This is a genomic window from Pedobacter ginsengiterrae, assembly GCF_039537385.1.
In the GTDB taxonomy this organism is placed as follows: domain Bacteria; phylum Bacteroidota; class Bacteroidia; order Sphingobacteriales; family Sphingobacteriaceae; genus Pedobacter; species Pedobacter ginsengiterrae.
On sequence record NZ_BAABAK010000009.1, the window covers coordinates 147,132 to 162,300 of the forward strand.

The following is a 15,169-nucleotide window of genomic DNA, read 5'->3' on the forward strand; positions in this document are numbered from 1 at the left end:
TTAATTTTTCCTGATAGATAATGAAAGGCCTTCAAATAATCTTTCAAGGCCTTTTTGTTAGTTATACAGGTTGTAATCTGGAATCGCGAATCTTACCTTTCAGTTTGCTATCGGTTTCTATGTAAGATTTAATTGCTTTTATGGTTTCTTCTGGTGCACTAATGTGCGGGTAATGGCCAGTTGCATTCATCATATGCATTGTATTATGTGGCGTATGGCGTTTAATGTAATTTCCAACAGATTCAGAAGAAATGAAATCTTCTTTAGCTTGCAAACTAACACTTGGAACTGTAAGTTCTTTCAAACGATCTCTGTAATCGCAGTTAAATGTTGCTTTGGCAAAGGCTAAAGCCATTTTTGGATTCATAGCTTCAAAGGATTCGAGCAATACCTCACCAAACTTTGGATGATCTGCATTTTGCATAACCTCGGGGACCATATATTTTGCCCAGCCCAGATAATCATTAGCCATAGAGTTAAACAGCTCTTCCACTTGATCTCGCTCTAAACCTCCAAAGTATTGATTAGCGTTTATGTATTTAGGGGAAGCGCCTATAAAAATTAATTTTTCGAATAATTCTGGTTTCTGTAGTGCCGCAAGCATTCCAATCATTCCGCTAACAGAATGGCCTATGAAAATGACTTCTTTTAGCTTAAGTGCTTCTATAATATCTAAAACATCGCAAGCATAACCATCTAATGTAGCGTATTTGTGGTAATCATACTCAGAAATATCTGAAAGGCCACAGCCCACATAATCGAAAAGTATAAGTTTATAATCTTTTAAAAAGGCATCTGTAATGAATCTCCAGGTAGTTTGGTCGCAACCAAAGCCATGAGCAAGCATAATAACCCGTTCGCCTGAACCAATGACGTTAACATGGTTTCTTTCAATAATGGTAGACATACTTTGTTGGGACAATTTAATTACTAAATTAAAAATCAGAAATCAACTTGCGAAGTTTAATAGCCGTTTTTATGTAAAAATGTTAACGAATTATATAAATTTATTCTTTTTTTTATTTTGAGCCTGCGCTTGATTATAACTTTTATGAAAATAAGCCACTAAATAATGAACAGAATGACAAGCCCTTATTATTTTGGTAATTAAACTAAAGCGTTTAAATTGTAGCAGAAAAAATGTTGCAGCGAATATGCAATCCACATCTATTTAAATAGAAAATTTAAGGTCTTTTTATGAAGCGTGTTAGAGCCATAGTAATTGATGACGATAAACTGGTTTTGTTTATTCATCAAATTATGATTGAAGATTGCCAACCAGTTTGGGATACAGATTATTTCCCTGATGCGAGTTCGGCTTTAGAATTTTTAAAATTAAGAGCTTCATTAAAGATAAGCTTTCTCGTTTTTTTAGATATAAATATGCCTGGGATGAGTGGTTGGGATATGCTCGATGAAATCGAAAAAAATCCTTTTAAAGAACAGATTTTTGTGATTTTATTAACTTCATCTGATAATCAGAGCGATAAAATTAAAGCAGGCTCGTATAAAAACGTTAAAGCCTATTTAACAAAACCGTTTAAAACAAAAGACTTTGCCGAACTTAAAGCAAACGAAGCACTTTCCGTTTTCTTTAATAATAGTTTAATTAAACAACCAGCTTCGAAAAGTTAAGTTTTTAATAGATGTTATTTGTATTTATCGTCGTATTATTATAGTTTTGAAATTAGGATATAATAAACAGTTGATGTTTCGTTAACTGCTCCATTAGATGCGCCTGTTTGCTTTGAATAGAACTTACCTTTATTAAGGCTCGATTTTATTCATCTAAGGCCAATTGTCGTGTTTATTGTATAAATGGCGAAGATGACATAATCTTTTACCTTTTTTTTTATAACTTTAGGTAGATTTTTACTGCTTCTTTGCAAAAACTTAAGCCCATTTTAATTAATGGGCTTTTTTGTTTTAAGGGTCTTTTTGCTTCAACAAATGGAATAAAAAAAACGGGCAAAAAACAAAACTGTTTTAATGCCCGTTATCTAAATTAACGCTCTCGAATCGAAAATAAAGTTATTACATGATGTTTCCAAATTTTGGCTATAAATTTATTTTTCTTTACTAAATCTTAACAAAATGTATTTGCTAAGGTTTTTTAAGGTAATTTTCTATAACTATTTCGAGCTCAGGTAATAGTGGTCTTTCGCTAAAATTTGTAAGCTTGTGTTGTGCCGAATTATACTTTTCTATATAGGTTGCATCTAAAGAATTAAATTTAAGATAACCTTGCTCAAAGTAACGTTCTTGTATTTCGGTAGAAGTATCCATAGAACGAAACCATAACTTTACCAGAGAATCGGAAAGTTTATCTAAAAATAACCAATGGTATAGTTCAGAAGCATCAGCATGATCTGCTAAATCCATTCTTTGAATTTCCATTATAATTATATCAGTATTTTCAAAAAAGTATAGGGTTTTGAATTTTGGTAACATAGCCGCAAAAATATCAACTGCTTTTGATTTTGAGCGTTTTATTTTTGAACATTTTTTTATTTGTATTCAATTTAATTTAATAAAATGATATCATTTGCAAATCTATTTTAATGCTATAAAATAATAATGTGTGTTTGCTTAGAAATAATTTTAACTAGTAGCAGTTTACTAGATGCTTAATAAAAAAGCCTTAAATAGAATTTTCTATTTAAGGCTTTTTGGTTTTCTTTACTGAAGATTATAATGTTTTAATCTTAATATTTCTCCACTGGCTCGAACCAGGATGTTCTTGTAGCGCAATTTTACCTTTTGCTACTTTAGCGAAGTTTGAAAACGAAGCTTCTTTAAACTTGCTGTTTTGAACCAATTTATTCCATTCTTCACTACCAATTTGTCCATCAAATGTTTTTGTTCCGTTAAGATAGAAAGTTAGGTGGCCTTTATTTTGTATTAATCTTACCTGGTTCCATTCGCCTACGGGTTTAGGTCTAGATACAGAAGCATTACCCGACATGTCGTACAAACAACCAGCAAGGTGATTTTCTTTTTTATTATCTTGCGCATCAACATTATCAAGTACCTGCATTTCAGGGCCTGTTAGATAGGTTGCGTAAAATTTTGGATCTTCCTGAATGTCGAAAATAATACCGCTATTACCACCTTTAGATATTTTCCACTCCAGATTTAATTCGTAATTTTCGTACTCTTCATTAGTAACAATATCGCCACCGCCGTTTTTCGGTTTCGACGGGTCGAAAACAATTGCACCATTTTGTACAGTCCATTTTGAACCTACAGTATCACGAAGGTAAGTATGCCAACCTTTTGTGGTATTACCATCGAACAATAACTTCCAGCCGTTTTTAACCTCTTTTTTGGTTAAGGTATTCGGTGTTTGAGCCATGCTGGCGCCATATAATAGCACAAATGCGGCAAAAAATAACAATGTTTTTTTCATCAGTATTCGTTTTTTATTTCGAATGTAATATAATTTATATTTTTCTGATAAAGTGCGTTTAAACTGTTACAAATCGTTTTAGTACAGTTGCGTTTTACTTATAAGATCTTAGAATATTAAAGGTATGATCAAAGTCTTCGTTATTGATATTTGTAAAACTGGGCATCGATAATTTATGCAGCACTAGATAATTTAACAAGCTTTTAATGGCTTGATTAACTTTCTCGATTTCATTATTGCTTTTCAAAGCATCTATTTCCATTAATCTAAAGCTTATTTCTAATGTGTTAAACTTATGATCTTGTGCTAAAGTTATTCCTCTGGTTATTTCGAGTAAAGCGTTTGGATAGTTACCTGTGTGATTTAAAAAGTTAGCTTTAGCTAGAATATATACACCCTCAATATACGAGCTATAGTAAATTTTTTCGTTGTCGATAGCCTTTTCGAGGTACTGAATAATTCTTTGCGCTTTTTTATTCTGATTAAGCTTGATATAGGTTTGCGCTAACATTACCAGCAAAAAAGGAGGGAAAATTGATGATCGTAAATAAAATAGACCTGGATATTTTTTTAATATTGCAGTTAAAAATTTTAAGCAACCTTTATAATTTTTATCGGCAAACAAAACAATTAAAACTAATCTGTAACAGATAATTTCTGCACTAGTTATTTCAATATTTCTGTAAACTCCACTATTGTTAACTTGTTCGCAAAGATTATCAATTTTCTCATTAAGTATTTTGCTGTTGCTTGGTTTGTTTTGTAAAAGGTTAGAGAAGAATAAAATGAAGTCGTAAGGATTGATGGGAAATAATTCTGCCAGTTTTTTGCCGTTTCTTTTAAGAAGTTGCATACTTTCCGTTAATCCAGCTTTATCTATATCGATAACGTTTATGCTACTTTCAATAACGTTAAGCATAATTTGGATATCCTCATCAAATACCTTTTCAGAGATCTTTTTAATACATTCTTTGTAGTTTTTACTCATTAACCTACTCATAACCATTAAATCGATAAAATTCATATCGATGGTTTGTGCGTTAAAGTTGGAGCTTGCTTTACTTAATTCGAATAAGGCTACATCGCAAATAAAATCGAAAGCCTTGTTTTTTTCTGTATTAGAAAATGGTAATTGAAAAATATAACTTAGGGTCTTTATCTCATTTCTGTTTACGCAAAACCTAATGCTCCAATTTAGCATGTAGTTTCTTAAGTCAGGCTGATTAGTATAGGAAGTTAAAATTTCTTCAAAAAAGGCTTTATTAGGTTTAAATTGGAATTTTTCGGTTAATTGAAGGAATAAAAAATAAGTGTAAATATCATTGTTTAAAAACCTTATAATTTCGGTTGGAATAGAAGTTGTTAACCTTTTTTCTTCAATTAAAATACCACTGTAAATAAGTTCCTGATAAGATTCCTGATAGTTTTTAATATAACTAAGGATATTTTCTTTGGCAACGCGATGACAAATGTTTCCTTTGGATATACTTGCGCTTACTTCCTTTAAAATAAAAGTTTTCTCGGTACTGTTTTTCGATAGAAAGATTTTATTTTCTAAAAGATAGTTGATCAGTTCGTAACATAAAATAGGATTAATAAGCTTATGCGATGAATTTTCTTGCTTGAGTTTATAATAGATTTGCAGCCAAAATGGTGTTCTAAACTGTTCGAGTAAACTGTGATGAACTTCATCTTCTTTTACTACTTTTCCTTCAATGCAGCTTAAAGTAAATAAAATCTCCTCTTTATTTAACGGCGGAACATTTGTGTTTTTGTCGTCATCAAAAAATAAACCTTTATACCATACCTTTGTTAAAAATGCCGAGCCAGTTATTGCAGGTTGCAGATTTACCCAGTTATTTACCCGTAATCCTAATACAATTTTAACAAAATCGCTTTCTTCGATACTGAATAAAAAATGGGTAAATGTTTTAAAAAATTTAATGTTTGATAAAAACTGATCAATACCATCAATTATTAATATAAATCGGCCTTTTGCATTTTTTTGATCTTTTTTAAAATGAGCAATAAGTTCGCTAACACCCGCAAATTTAAGCTCCTTATAAAACCAATCTTTTAATGTTAAGCCATTCTGAATAATGTCGTTGATGGTTCCAGCATTAATAAGGAGAACAATATCCTTTTTATAAATCGCATCTTCGCCATAAAAAAAATGTTCTACCAGGTGCGCCAGAAGGATTGATTTTCCCTGACCAGGCTGGGCACTAATTGTTGTAAACTGGTAGTTGTTTTTTAAAAAATAATTAAAATCGGCGTATAAAAAACTTCGGTTAGCCGTAGCATCGAAAGGAACGCCAGAACTGTTCTTCTTTGCAATTAAAGAAATTTCGGTAATGGCCTGGCACTTTAACTTTAAATCCTGCCAAATGTCATTAACATCAGCGGTTTCATTCTCTTTGTCTTTGCAAAACGATTCCCAATCTACAAATCCAATATACTGCGACAGGCTATTTAATGTAAATAACGAAAATTTATGTACAGTTTGTGCGAAGCCAAAGAACCGTTTCACCGTGGTTTCGCTGACGTAATTTTTAGTTTCCTTAAAGATAAGCTCCGAAATTGTCTTACAATGGGCGGGATCAATATTTCTTAAACCCGATTTTATAAGAACGAACTTCCTTAGTTGAGAGAGCAATTCGTTTGTATTCATTAATAGAGGATGATAATACGAATGTCACTAAAATTATGCAATAGCGGAAATCATTTAGGTAACAAAATACCTATGAACAAAATGAATGAGCTTTTAAGATAATAAATGAACGGTAATGGATAAAACTGAGTGCATATTGCTGACGTAGATTTGAAATGACAAACAAAAGCACTCTTTAGGGGGATGTTTTTTTTGCTCACATAATCAACCCTAAAAACGCCTGACATGATGAAAAACTTTACCTACCCATCCCCATTGGGAAAACTGTGTATTGTTCAATTAATTACACTCCTTTTAATAACGCTGATTTATCAGAAATCGTATAGTCAAACAAAAGTTTATGCAAATGAAGTAAGTTCGGTAACTGGTAATGGTCAATCATCATTAACTGGTTGTGGTACACTTGGCCTTGGCGCTTGTTTTACACCTACTGTAGAAAATTCTGCAAACGCTATAACTTCAGATCCTTTAACATTTGCTACTGTAAAATCCTCGGGTGGTTTAGCACTTGGATTGGGTGCTTATGCAGGGGAAATAGAACTTAAGTTTCCGAATACAATTCCTGCTGGAACCACATCTTATGTTCGAATAAGTACTGATACAACTTTGTTAAACCAATTATTGGGTGGAAATTTAGGTGGATTGTTGGCTGGTGTAGTTGGTGGTGTAGCTTTAGGTAATCATTCTATAGAAGTTGGGGCAAGAAATACTGCTGGAACAACTGTTTTAAGTGGTTCTAGCACAGGTGTTTTTACGAGTTCGAACTTAAGGTTGTTAAGGGGTGCTGACGGATTTTTTTATGTAGCGCTACGGCCAACACAAGATTATGACAGGGTTTATGTTAGAGACGTAACCAGTGCATTATTATTAGGTACATTGAATAACACAAGGGTTTATAATGCTTTTTATACTAGTGGAGTTGATTCGTGCGCACCAGCTTTCGCCACAGGATTTGAAGGGAATGGCATAACGCTCGATGTTTTAGGCTTAGGCAAAGCAGGTGTAACTAATCCAAGTTATGCCATTGATGCCAACCAAAATAATTACTCAGAATTAAGTTTAGGTGCATTAGGAGTTGCAGGATCAATTAGTCAGAATTTTTATTTTGATACACCTTCCAATGTAGGAGACGATATAAATTTAAGATTTAGTGCTTCATCGGCACTCCTTAATGCGGGCGTATTAAGCCGCTTGTCGGTTATTGCATATAACGGGGGCGCCCAGGTTTTTTCTCAATCAGCATCTACTCTATTAAGTGTCGATTTACTGGCATTGCTTAATAACGGTCAGCCAGTAACCGTTCCATTTTCTCCGGGTGTAGCATTTGATCGGGTTGAGGTAAGATTGTCGTCCTTATTAAATGTTAACTTAACACAAACGATTTTAATTTACGGCTTAACAAGATCATCTGGCAGGCCAACTTTTGTTTTGCCAGCTAGTAATAACGTTGCCGCTTGCTATAACGGAACAGCTGCTTTAACTGCTACAACCTTAAATACTAATGAATTAATTTGGTACGCTGCCATACAAGGTGGCGCTGCTTTAGCGGTAACACCTTTTAATGGTACTTATACTACACCAGCTTTAACAGCAAATAAAACTTATTACGTAGCCACTAGAAGGATTAATTGTTTACAGGAATCGGGGCGGGTACCAATTACCGTTACGGTAAATCCAGCAATTGTTTTTAATGCGAGTACTTTAGCAAACGGCACTAATGGATTTCAATATACCAAACAAATTGATGCTGCGACAGGTGGAACTCCAGGTTTTACATATACTATTACAAGTGGAAGTGCTTTACCATCAGGATTAGCTTTATCGTCTAGCGGATTAATTTCTGGAACACCAACCGTTACAGGAACTTTCCCTTTTTCTATAACGGCAACCGACAGTAAAGGGTGTGCAACGACAGCTAACTTTACAATTGTAGTTACTGCTGCATTAGTGCTTACACCAGGTAATTTGCCAAATGGAGTTACTGGCACTACTTATTCGCCACAAATTATTCCTGCAGCTACGGGCGGAACAGAACCTTATGTTTATTCGGCAATAAATTTGCCTCCAGGTTTAACTTTCGATCCATCGACCAGACAAGTAAGCGGAACACCAACTCAAGTTGCTACATATACTATTCCCATAACAGTAACCGACGCCAATGGAAATAGTGTAACTTCCGGATTTAACGTTAAAATTACCAATCCATTGGTATTGCCAGCAGCGGTTTTGGCCAATGGTACAACAGGCAACCCTTATCCTGCGCAGGTTATTCCGTCGGCAACAGGTGGAACAGGACCTTATGTGTATGCCGCTACTAATCTGCCTCCAGGTTTGGTGTTTAATGCAGCAACTCAAGAGATTACGGGTACACCTTCTGCGGCTGGTACCTATACTTTTCCTGTTACGGTTACTGATGCAGATGGTAAAACTATAACCACAAATTATACAATTGTTGTAACCGATCCACTTGTTTTGCCATCAGCTGTACTTGCTGATGGAAGTGAAGGAGTTGTTTATGTCAGTCAAACTCTTCCATCTGCAACTGGCGGTGTAAGTCCATATATTTATTCAGCCACAGGCTTACCTCCAGGATTAACATTCAACCCCACATCACGTGAGATTACGGGAACTCCGAGTCAAAGTGGTAATTATACAATTTCTTTAAGGGTGGTAGATGCTCAGAATAATACTGCATCTAATACTTATCCGCTAAAAGTTATTGGTTTACTATCGTTACCAACGGCAACGCTTCCAAGTGGCATTGTCGGTAATGTTTATCCTACGCAAACATTACCAGCTGTAACGGGTGGCACGGGGCCTTATAGTTATTTGGCCACCAATTTGCCTCCAGGTTTAAATTTTAATACAAGCACAAGGGAAATAACGGGTACGCCTACTTTAGGAGGGACATTTGTAATTTCATTAACTGCATCAGATGCAAACAACAATAGAGTTAATACCGATTATACAATCGTTGTTAATGTTAATCAGCCTGCAATTGCTAGTGTAGCAATTTGTGTTGGCAAAACAGCTACCTTAAGTGTTAGCAACCTTCAAAGTGGTGTTACTTATAATTGGTACGCATCAACTGGTAATACGCCTTTGGCTACAAATAATAATGGGGTTTTTGTAACATCCGTTTTAAATGCACCCACAACTTTTTATGCAGAAGCTATTTCAGGTACTGCTGTAAGTGCGAGAACGGCTGTGGCAGTTTCTATTAATCCAGCGGCAAATCCCGCGGTTGTAACAACAAATAATCAGACCATCAACTCAGGGCAAATCACCACATTAGTTGCAACAGCTGATGCTGGGGATACAATAAAATGGTATGATGCTCCAAGCGGTGGAACTGAATTAGCAACAGGTTCAAATTACACAACACCGTCATTATTAACTACAACTACTTTTTATGTTGAAACAACAAATGCTAGTGGTTGTGTAAGCAGTAATAGAGTGGCTGTTACAGTTACTGTTATTACTGGCGGTGGAAATGCAAATTGTAATTTTGCAAATGCACAAAATACAGGTATTGTTGGGATATGTGTTTTATGTGGCATTACTGGAGCGGGAAACTCAACGGATACGGATCCTAATAATTTCACAAGAATTTCATTAGCTGTAGGTGCTTTAGCTACAGGATATCAACAATTGATATTTCCTTCTTTAGGAGCAGCTACCGATAGCGTTCGTTTAGATTTAGGTTTACCAACAGGATTACTGGATCTATCCGTTTTGAGCAATATTACCGTAAATGTACTAAATGGTACAACACTGGTTAGCAGCTACAGGTTAAATTCGTCAACATTAAGGCTAGCATTATTAGGTGGCACAAGGTTTAAAGCTACTCTACCTGCAGGAGGCGTTTTTGATCGAGTGGAACTTCGATTTGGCGGATTAGTATCAGCTATTAGCAGTTTAGATATCTATGGTGCAACAATTGTTTATCCAGCGCCAACCATTATCAGCGGTTCACAAACAATTTGCTCGGGGGCAATCGCGAACTTATCCGCAACAGCCAATGGCGGTACAAATTTGAAATGGTATGATGCAGCTACTGGAGGGAATCTTCTGGCAACAGGTGAGAACTTTAACACCCCAGCTCTAACTTCTACAACTATTTATTATATCGAAATAGCCAAAGGAACTTGTCCAAATTCGGATAGAATTCCTGTTGTGGTTACCGTAATTCCTGCAATTACAACACCTGTTTTAGCACCAATAGCAAATGTTTGTTCAGGTTCTGTTGCAACGCTTTCTGTTAGCAATCCAGATCCAGCCTTAACTTATAACTGGTATACGACTTTAGCAGGTGTAACACCAGTTTTTACAGGTAGTGTTTTTGTAACTCCAGGTTTAAATAGCAATATAACTTATTATTTAGAGGCAGCAAATGGAAGCTGCGCTAGTGCAAACAGAGTTGCTGCAAATGTTAATGTTAACCCGTTACCTGTAACACCGACGGTAACGGTTTCATCTTCAACTGTAAACGCTGGTCAAACATCAACTTTAAATGCCAGTTCTTCTGAAAGTGGAGTAACCTTTAATTGGTATGATTCTGCTAGTGCTACCAATCCGATTTATAGTGGAGCAACATTTGTTACACCACCATTAACGACTACTACAAGTTATTTTGTGGAGGCTGTTTCCGCTGCGGGCTGTCCTTCATCAAGTCGTGTAGGTGTTACAATAACTGTTAATGGAACTGGTACTCCCATAGGGATACCTTGTGAAGTTGCCTCAACTCAAATAAATGGCGTAACAGGAGTGGCATTGCTTTCTGGAGTATTTAATGCTGGACTTGCCATAGATAACGATGCACAAACAGCTTCCTCTTTAGTTATGCCTATAGGCGCACTTGGAGCCTCCGTACATCAAACTTTATATTTTAGTAGCTTATCCAGCGTGGGCGATACTTTAAGTGTCTTAGTTTCATTTCCTCAAAGTATTTTATCAGTCGGAGTTTTAAATAATATATCTATAACAACATACAATGGAGCAACATCAAATAACGATGCCACTTTGTTAAGCAGCAATTTACTAAACGTTCAGTTGTTAAATGGAAATACACAGGCATTAATAACTTTAATCCCATCTGCTGCTTTTAATGGCGCAGAACTTCGTTTAAATTCGGGAGTTGCCAGCGCATTAACCTCAGTTAACCTGAATTATATGCAACGTAGTTTGCTTGCACCAACAGTTGTATCTTCGAATGTTAGCGGTTGTATTGGTGTAGCGGCATCGCTTCAGGTTTTAAATCCAATTCCTGGAGTTACCTATAGATGGTTTGATGCAGCTCAGAATGCAGTTTTCGATGGACCGATTTATTCGACCCCACCTTTAACCGCCGATGCAAAATTTTATGTCGCAATTGTTTCTGCTTCAGGTTGTGTTAGTGCAAAAACCGAAGTTGATGTAATTGCACAGCCTGCGCCAGCTACACCAGAATTATTATCTCCTATAGTAAATGCATGTGTTGGGAGTACTATTATTTTACAGGTTAAAAATCCTGTTAATGGCATTATCTACAAATGGTACGATGCTAATAATAATTCTGCAGGGCCAGATGGCACAACGTTAACTGTATCTCCACTAGTAAATACAGTTTACCAACTTGAAGCTGTAAATAGTTGTGGATTAGCATCGGCAAAAGTGCCAGCAACTGTAAACATCGGCGCTACTCCTAATGCACCAGTAATAACCCCAACTTCAGCAACAATTGTTTCAGGTACAACAGCAGTACTAACGGCAACCACTTCGATAGTTGGTGCTACGGTGAACTGGTATAGTGATGCTTCATTAACTACATCAGTATACACTGGAAATGTATTTGTTACACCAGTTTTAACGGCAAATACAACCTATTATGTAACTACAACTGTTGCTGGATGTGGAACTTCAGTACCAGTCCTGGCAACTGTAACCGTTACTCCAGCTACGCCAGGCACAACCAATTGCGGAATTGCCAACACTACTTTAGAAACTAATGTTGTTGGTGTAAATGCAGGGGCTGGGGTATTTAACCCAGGCGCTGCGATTGATAATGATATTAATACAGGTTCGATATTATTTATACCAGCGGGAGTATTAAATACTTCAGTTTACCATCGATTAGGTTTTGCAGGTGGTTTATCAAATGTTGGAGATACTTTGAGAATTAAAATTTCATCTCCAGGTAATTTATTATCAACTGCGGTATTACCTAATATAACTTTAACAACTTACAGCGGTTCTACATCGAACTTAGATGCCGTTTCTTTGAACAGCCAGCTAATTGATTTAGATCTTGCTGCTAACGGAAGTGAAGCAACAATTGTCTTTATACCTTCAAAACAGTTTGATGGTGTTCAACTTAGCCTAAATTCTGGCCTTGTAGGAGTTTTAACATCAATCAATTTTAATTATGCGCAACGTTCTATTACTGCGCCAGAGGTGAGTTCGGCAACTGCTAGTAGTTGCGTAGGCTCATCTGCTGTTTTAAGTGTTAATAATCCGAAACCCAATACAGTTTATAAATGGTATCAGGGTAATGTTTATCAAGCAGGAAAAGATGGAGCAACTTTTTTAACTGATGCAACGTTAACCGCAGGAAGTTATGATTTCTTTGTAACTGCTACTGGAAACAATGGTTGCGAAACTGCAAAAGTAAAAGTTGTTGTAACCATTACACCACCGCCTGCGGCTCCATTACCATCAACAACAAACCCTGTGGCAACCTGTATAAATGCCCCTGTAACTTTAAGCGTTCAACCTGTTGCTGGTATAACCTACAATTGGTATAGTGCAGCTGCGGGAGGTAGTTTATTGGTTAGTAACAGCAGTAGTTTTACTACAAATGCAAATTTATTACCTGGGACGTACACGTACTATGTTGAAGCGCAAACAGGCTCAGGTTGTACTAATTCATTAAGAACACCAGTTACAATTACTGTAAATCAAAATGCGTTGGCATCAGATATTCAGGTTGCTGGAAATACAAATTTATGTAATGCCAGTACCACTGTGCTTACTGCCAGTAGTTTAACGGTTGCTAATCCAATATTTACCTGGTATAGCGATGCATCATTAATCAATGTGGTTAATGTCGGTGCTACATTTACTACTCCTCAAATAACTTCAAATGCAACATATTATGTAACCGTAAGTGGCGACGATCGTTGTGCTAATCGTGTAGGAAACGCTGCAGTTATAAATATTGGTATTAATCCTGTTGCGGTTGCAACAGATATTAATGTATCGAGTACAACAATTCAATGTGCTGGCTCATCAGCTACGCTGGTTGCAAGTTCTTCAGTGCCAAATGCAGTATTTACCTGGTATATCGATGCAGCTTTAACCAATGTAGCTTTCTCTGGAGCATCGTTTACCACACCGATTTTAACTACAGGAACAACTTATTATGTTACAGTTAAAGGTGATGGGAAATGCGAAAATACAGCAGCTACAGCAAAAGCGGTAACAGTAGCTGTTAATCCTTTATCAAATGCAAACGATATTAATATTAGTGGTACACTAACCGTTTGTAAAAACTCTACTGTAGCATTATCGGCTTCATCAACAACGGTTACTAATCCAGTATTTACCTGGTATAGCGATGCAGCTTTAACTACAGTAGTTTATTCAGGAGCATCATTTACAACACCAGTGTCAACTACAACAACTACTTATTATGTTACCGTAAAAGGGGATAATAGTTGTGCAAACAGCGCAGCAAATGCCAAAGTTGTTACTGTTACAGTAAGAGATTATGCAACTGCTGCCGATATTACGTTGAATAGTGCCAAAATATGTTCAGGTTCGTCCGTAACTTTAATGGCTTCTAGTTTAACCGTAACACAGCCAGTATTTACCTGGTTTAGCGATGCATCTTTAACCGTTCCAGTATTCACTGGGCCATCTTACAATGTTTCGGTTGCCACAACTACTAATTTTTATGTAACCGTTAAAGGCTCAAACAAGTGCGAAAACGGTGTAGCCGATGCGAAACTTGTAACCGTTACCGTTAATCCTTTAGCAACAACTACAGATATAATCGTATCGGGAAATACGGCAATATGTACCAGCTCAGCAGCGGTTTTATCATCCTCATCCACAACAGTAACCAATCCAGTATTTACCTGGTATAGTGATGCGGCACTTACTAATATATCTTTTGTAGGTCCAGTCTTCACAACATCTATTTTAAATGCTGGAACCACTTATTATGTAACCGTAAAAGGCGATAATAAATGCGAAAATGCTCCAGGTAACGCAAGGGCAATTCCAGTAACCGTTTTACCAATTCCTGTTGTCCCAACTTTAATAAGTGCAGCAAACGGAATAATTTGTGTAGGGAGCACAACAGTTTTGAATGTTACCTCGCCAGATCCAACCTTAACTTATAGATGGTATGCAACGAGTTCGGGTGGCACTTCATTAGGTCAGGGAAGTACTTTTGTAACACCAGCATTGGCCGCAACAACTATTTTTTATGTAGAAAGTGTTAATTCTTCAGGCTGTGCAAGTGCTTCGCGAACGCCAGTTACCATTACCGTATTACCTATTATAGCTGTACCAATTGTAAGAGTAGAAACTACAACTCCAAATAGCGTAAGTTTTGCTTGGAATGCTGTTAGCGGGGCTTTAGGTTACGAAGTATCAACAAATAACGGAGCAACCTGGCAGGTATCTAATGGTGCAACAAGTCATTTAATAACGGGCTTAAAACCAAATGAAAGCGTTACGTTAGTTGTTCGGGCATTAGGCCAGATTGGGTGTCAAACAAGTGCTAATTCAATACCTGTACCAGGGAAAGCAGCCAATCCACTTGGGAATCAAATTTATATTCCAAATGTATTTACCCCTAATAATGATGGTAAAAATGACGTATTTCTAGTTTACGGAACAACTATAGCTTCTGTTAAAATGAATATTTATACCCAGTGGGGACAACTAATTTTCCAAGTTAACTCAACCACTTCGGGATGGGATGGTACTTTTAAAGGAGTTGCGCAACCAAGTGGTGTATATGTTTATATGATCGAAGCAGAATCATCAGACGGAACAAAAGTGATTAAAAAAGGTACAGTAACTCTAATCAGATAATTAAC

6 protein-coding genes are annotated in these 15,169 nt (G+C 36.3%); 2 read left to right on the forward strand and 4 right to left on the reverse strand.

The window, feature by feature from the left end; all coding sequences use genetic code 11:
* Positions 1-61: 61 nt before the first annotated feature.
* Positions 62-907, reverse strand: coding sequence for an alpha/beta fold hydrolase (locus ABD692_RS08545; RefSeq protein WP_344766224.1), 846 nt, complete (start codon positions 905-907; stop codon positions 62-64).
* A 290-nt stretch (positions 908-1,197) separates the two neighbouring features.
* Between ABD692_RS08545 and ABD692_RS08550 the strand changes: the two genes are divergently transcribed.
* Positions 1,198-1,635, forward strand: a complete 438-nt coding sequence (locus ABD692_RS08550) for a response regulator (protein ID WP_344766226.1) — start codon at positions 1,198-1,200, stop codon at positions 1,633-1,635.
* A gap of 468 nt (positions 1,636-2,103) precedes the next feature.
* Here ABD692_RS08550 and ABD692_RS08555 read toward each other — a convergent pair whose 3' ends face one another.
* The 3 genes from ABD692_RS08555 to ABD692_RS08565 all read right to left on the reverse strand — a co-directional run bounded on the left by ABD692_RS08555 (position 2,104) and on the right by ABD692_RS08565 (position 6,080).
* Positions 2,104-2,397 (reverse strand): hypothetical protein, encoded by a 294-nt coding sequence (locus ABD692_RS08555; protein WP_316756887.1) that lies wholly within the window; start codon positions 2,395-2,397, stop codon positions 2,104-2,106.
* A 292-nt stretch (positions 2,398-2,689) separates the two neighbouring features.
* A complete protein-coding gene (locus ABD692_RS08560) occupies positions 2,690-3,409 on the reverse strand; it encodes a 3-keto-disaccharide hydrolase (RefSeq protein ID WP_344766229.1) in 720 nt (239 codons plus the stop codon).
* Between the two features lie 94 nt (positions 3,410-3,503).
* Positions 3,504-6,080: a tetratricopeptide repeat protein gene (locus tag ABD692_RS08565; RefSeq protein WP_344766231.1), complete on the reverse strand. Its 2,577-nt coding sequence runs from the start codon at positions 6,078-6,080 to the stop codon at positions 3,504-3,506.
* A 225-nt stretch (positions 6,081-6,305) separates the two neighbouring features.
* On the opposite strand from ABD692_RS08565, the gene ABD692_RS08570 reads away from it, so the two are divergent.
* Positions 6,306-15,164: an Ig-like domain-containing protein gene (locus tag ABD692_RS08570; RefSeq protein ID WP_344766233.1), complete on the forward strand. Its 8,859-nt coding sequence runs from the start codon at positions 6,306-6,308 to the stop codon at positions 15,162-15,164.
* The last annotated feature ends 5 nt before the right edge of the window (positions 15,165-15,169 follow it).

Coding starts and splice junctions, on each gene's coding strand:
- ABD692_RS08555 (WP_316756887.1), bottom strand. CDS start 2,397: ATGGAAATTCAAAGAATGGATTTAGCAGATCATGCTGATGCTTCTGAA.
- ABD692_RS08550 (WP_344766226.1), top strand. CDS start 1,198: ATGAAGCGTGTTAGAGCCATAGTAATTGATGACGATAAACTGGTTTTG.
- ABD692_RS08545 (WP_344766224.1), bottom strand. CDS start 907: ATGTCTACCATTATTGAAAGAAACCATGTTAACGTCATTGGTTCAGGC.
- ABD692_RS08565 (WP_344766231.1), bottom strand. CDS start 6,080: ATGAATACAAACGAATTGCTCTCTCAACTAAGGAAGTTCGTTCTTATA.
- ABD692_RS08570 (WP_344766233.1), top strand. CDS start 6,306: ATGATGAAAAACTTTACCTACCCATCCCCATTGGGAAAACTGTGTATT.
- ABD692_RS08560 (WP_344766229.1), bottom strand. CDS start 3,409: ATGAAAAAAACATTGTTATTTTTTGCCGCATTTGTGCTATTATATGGC.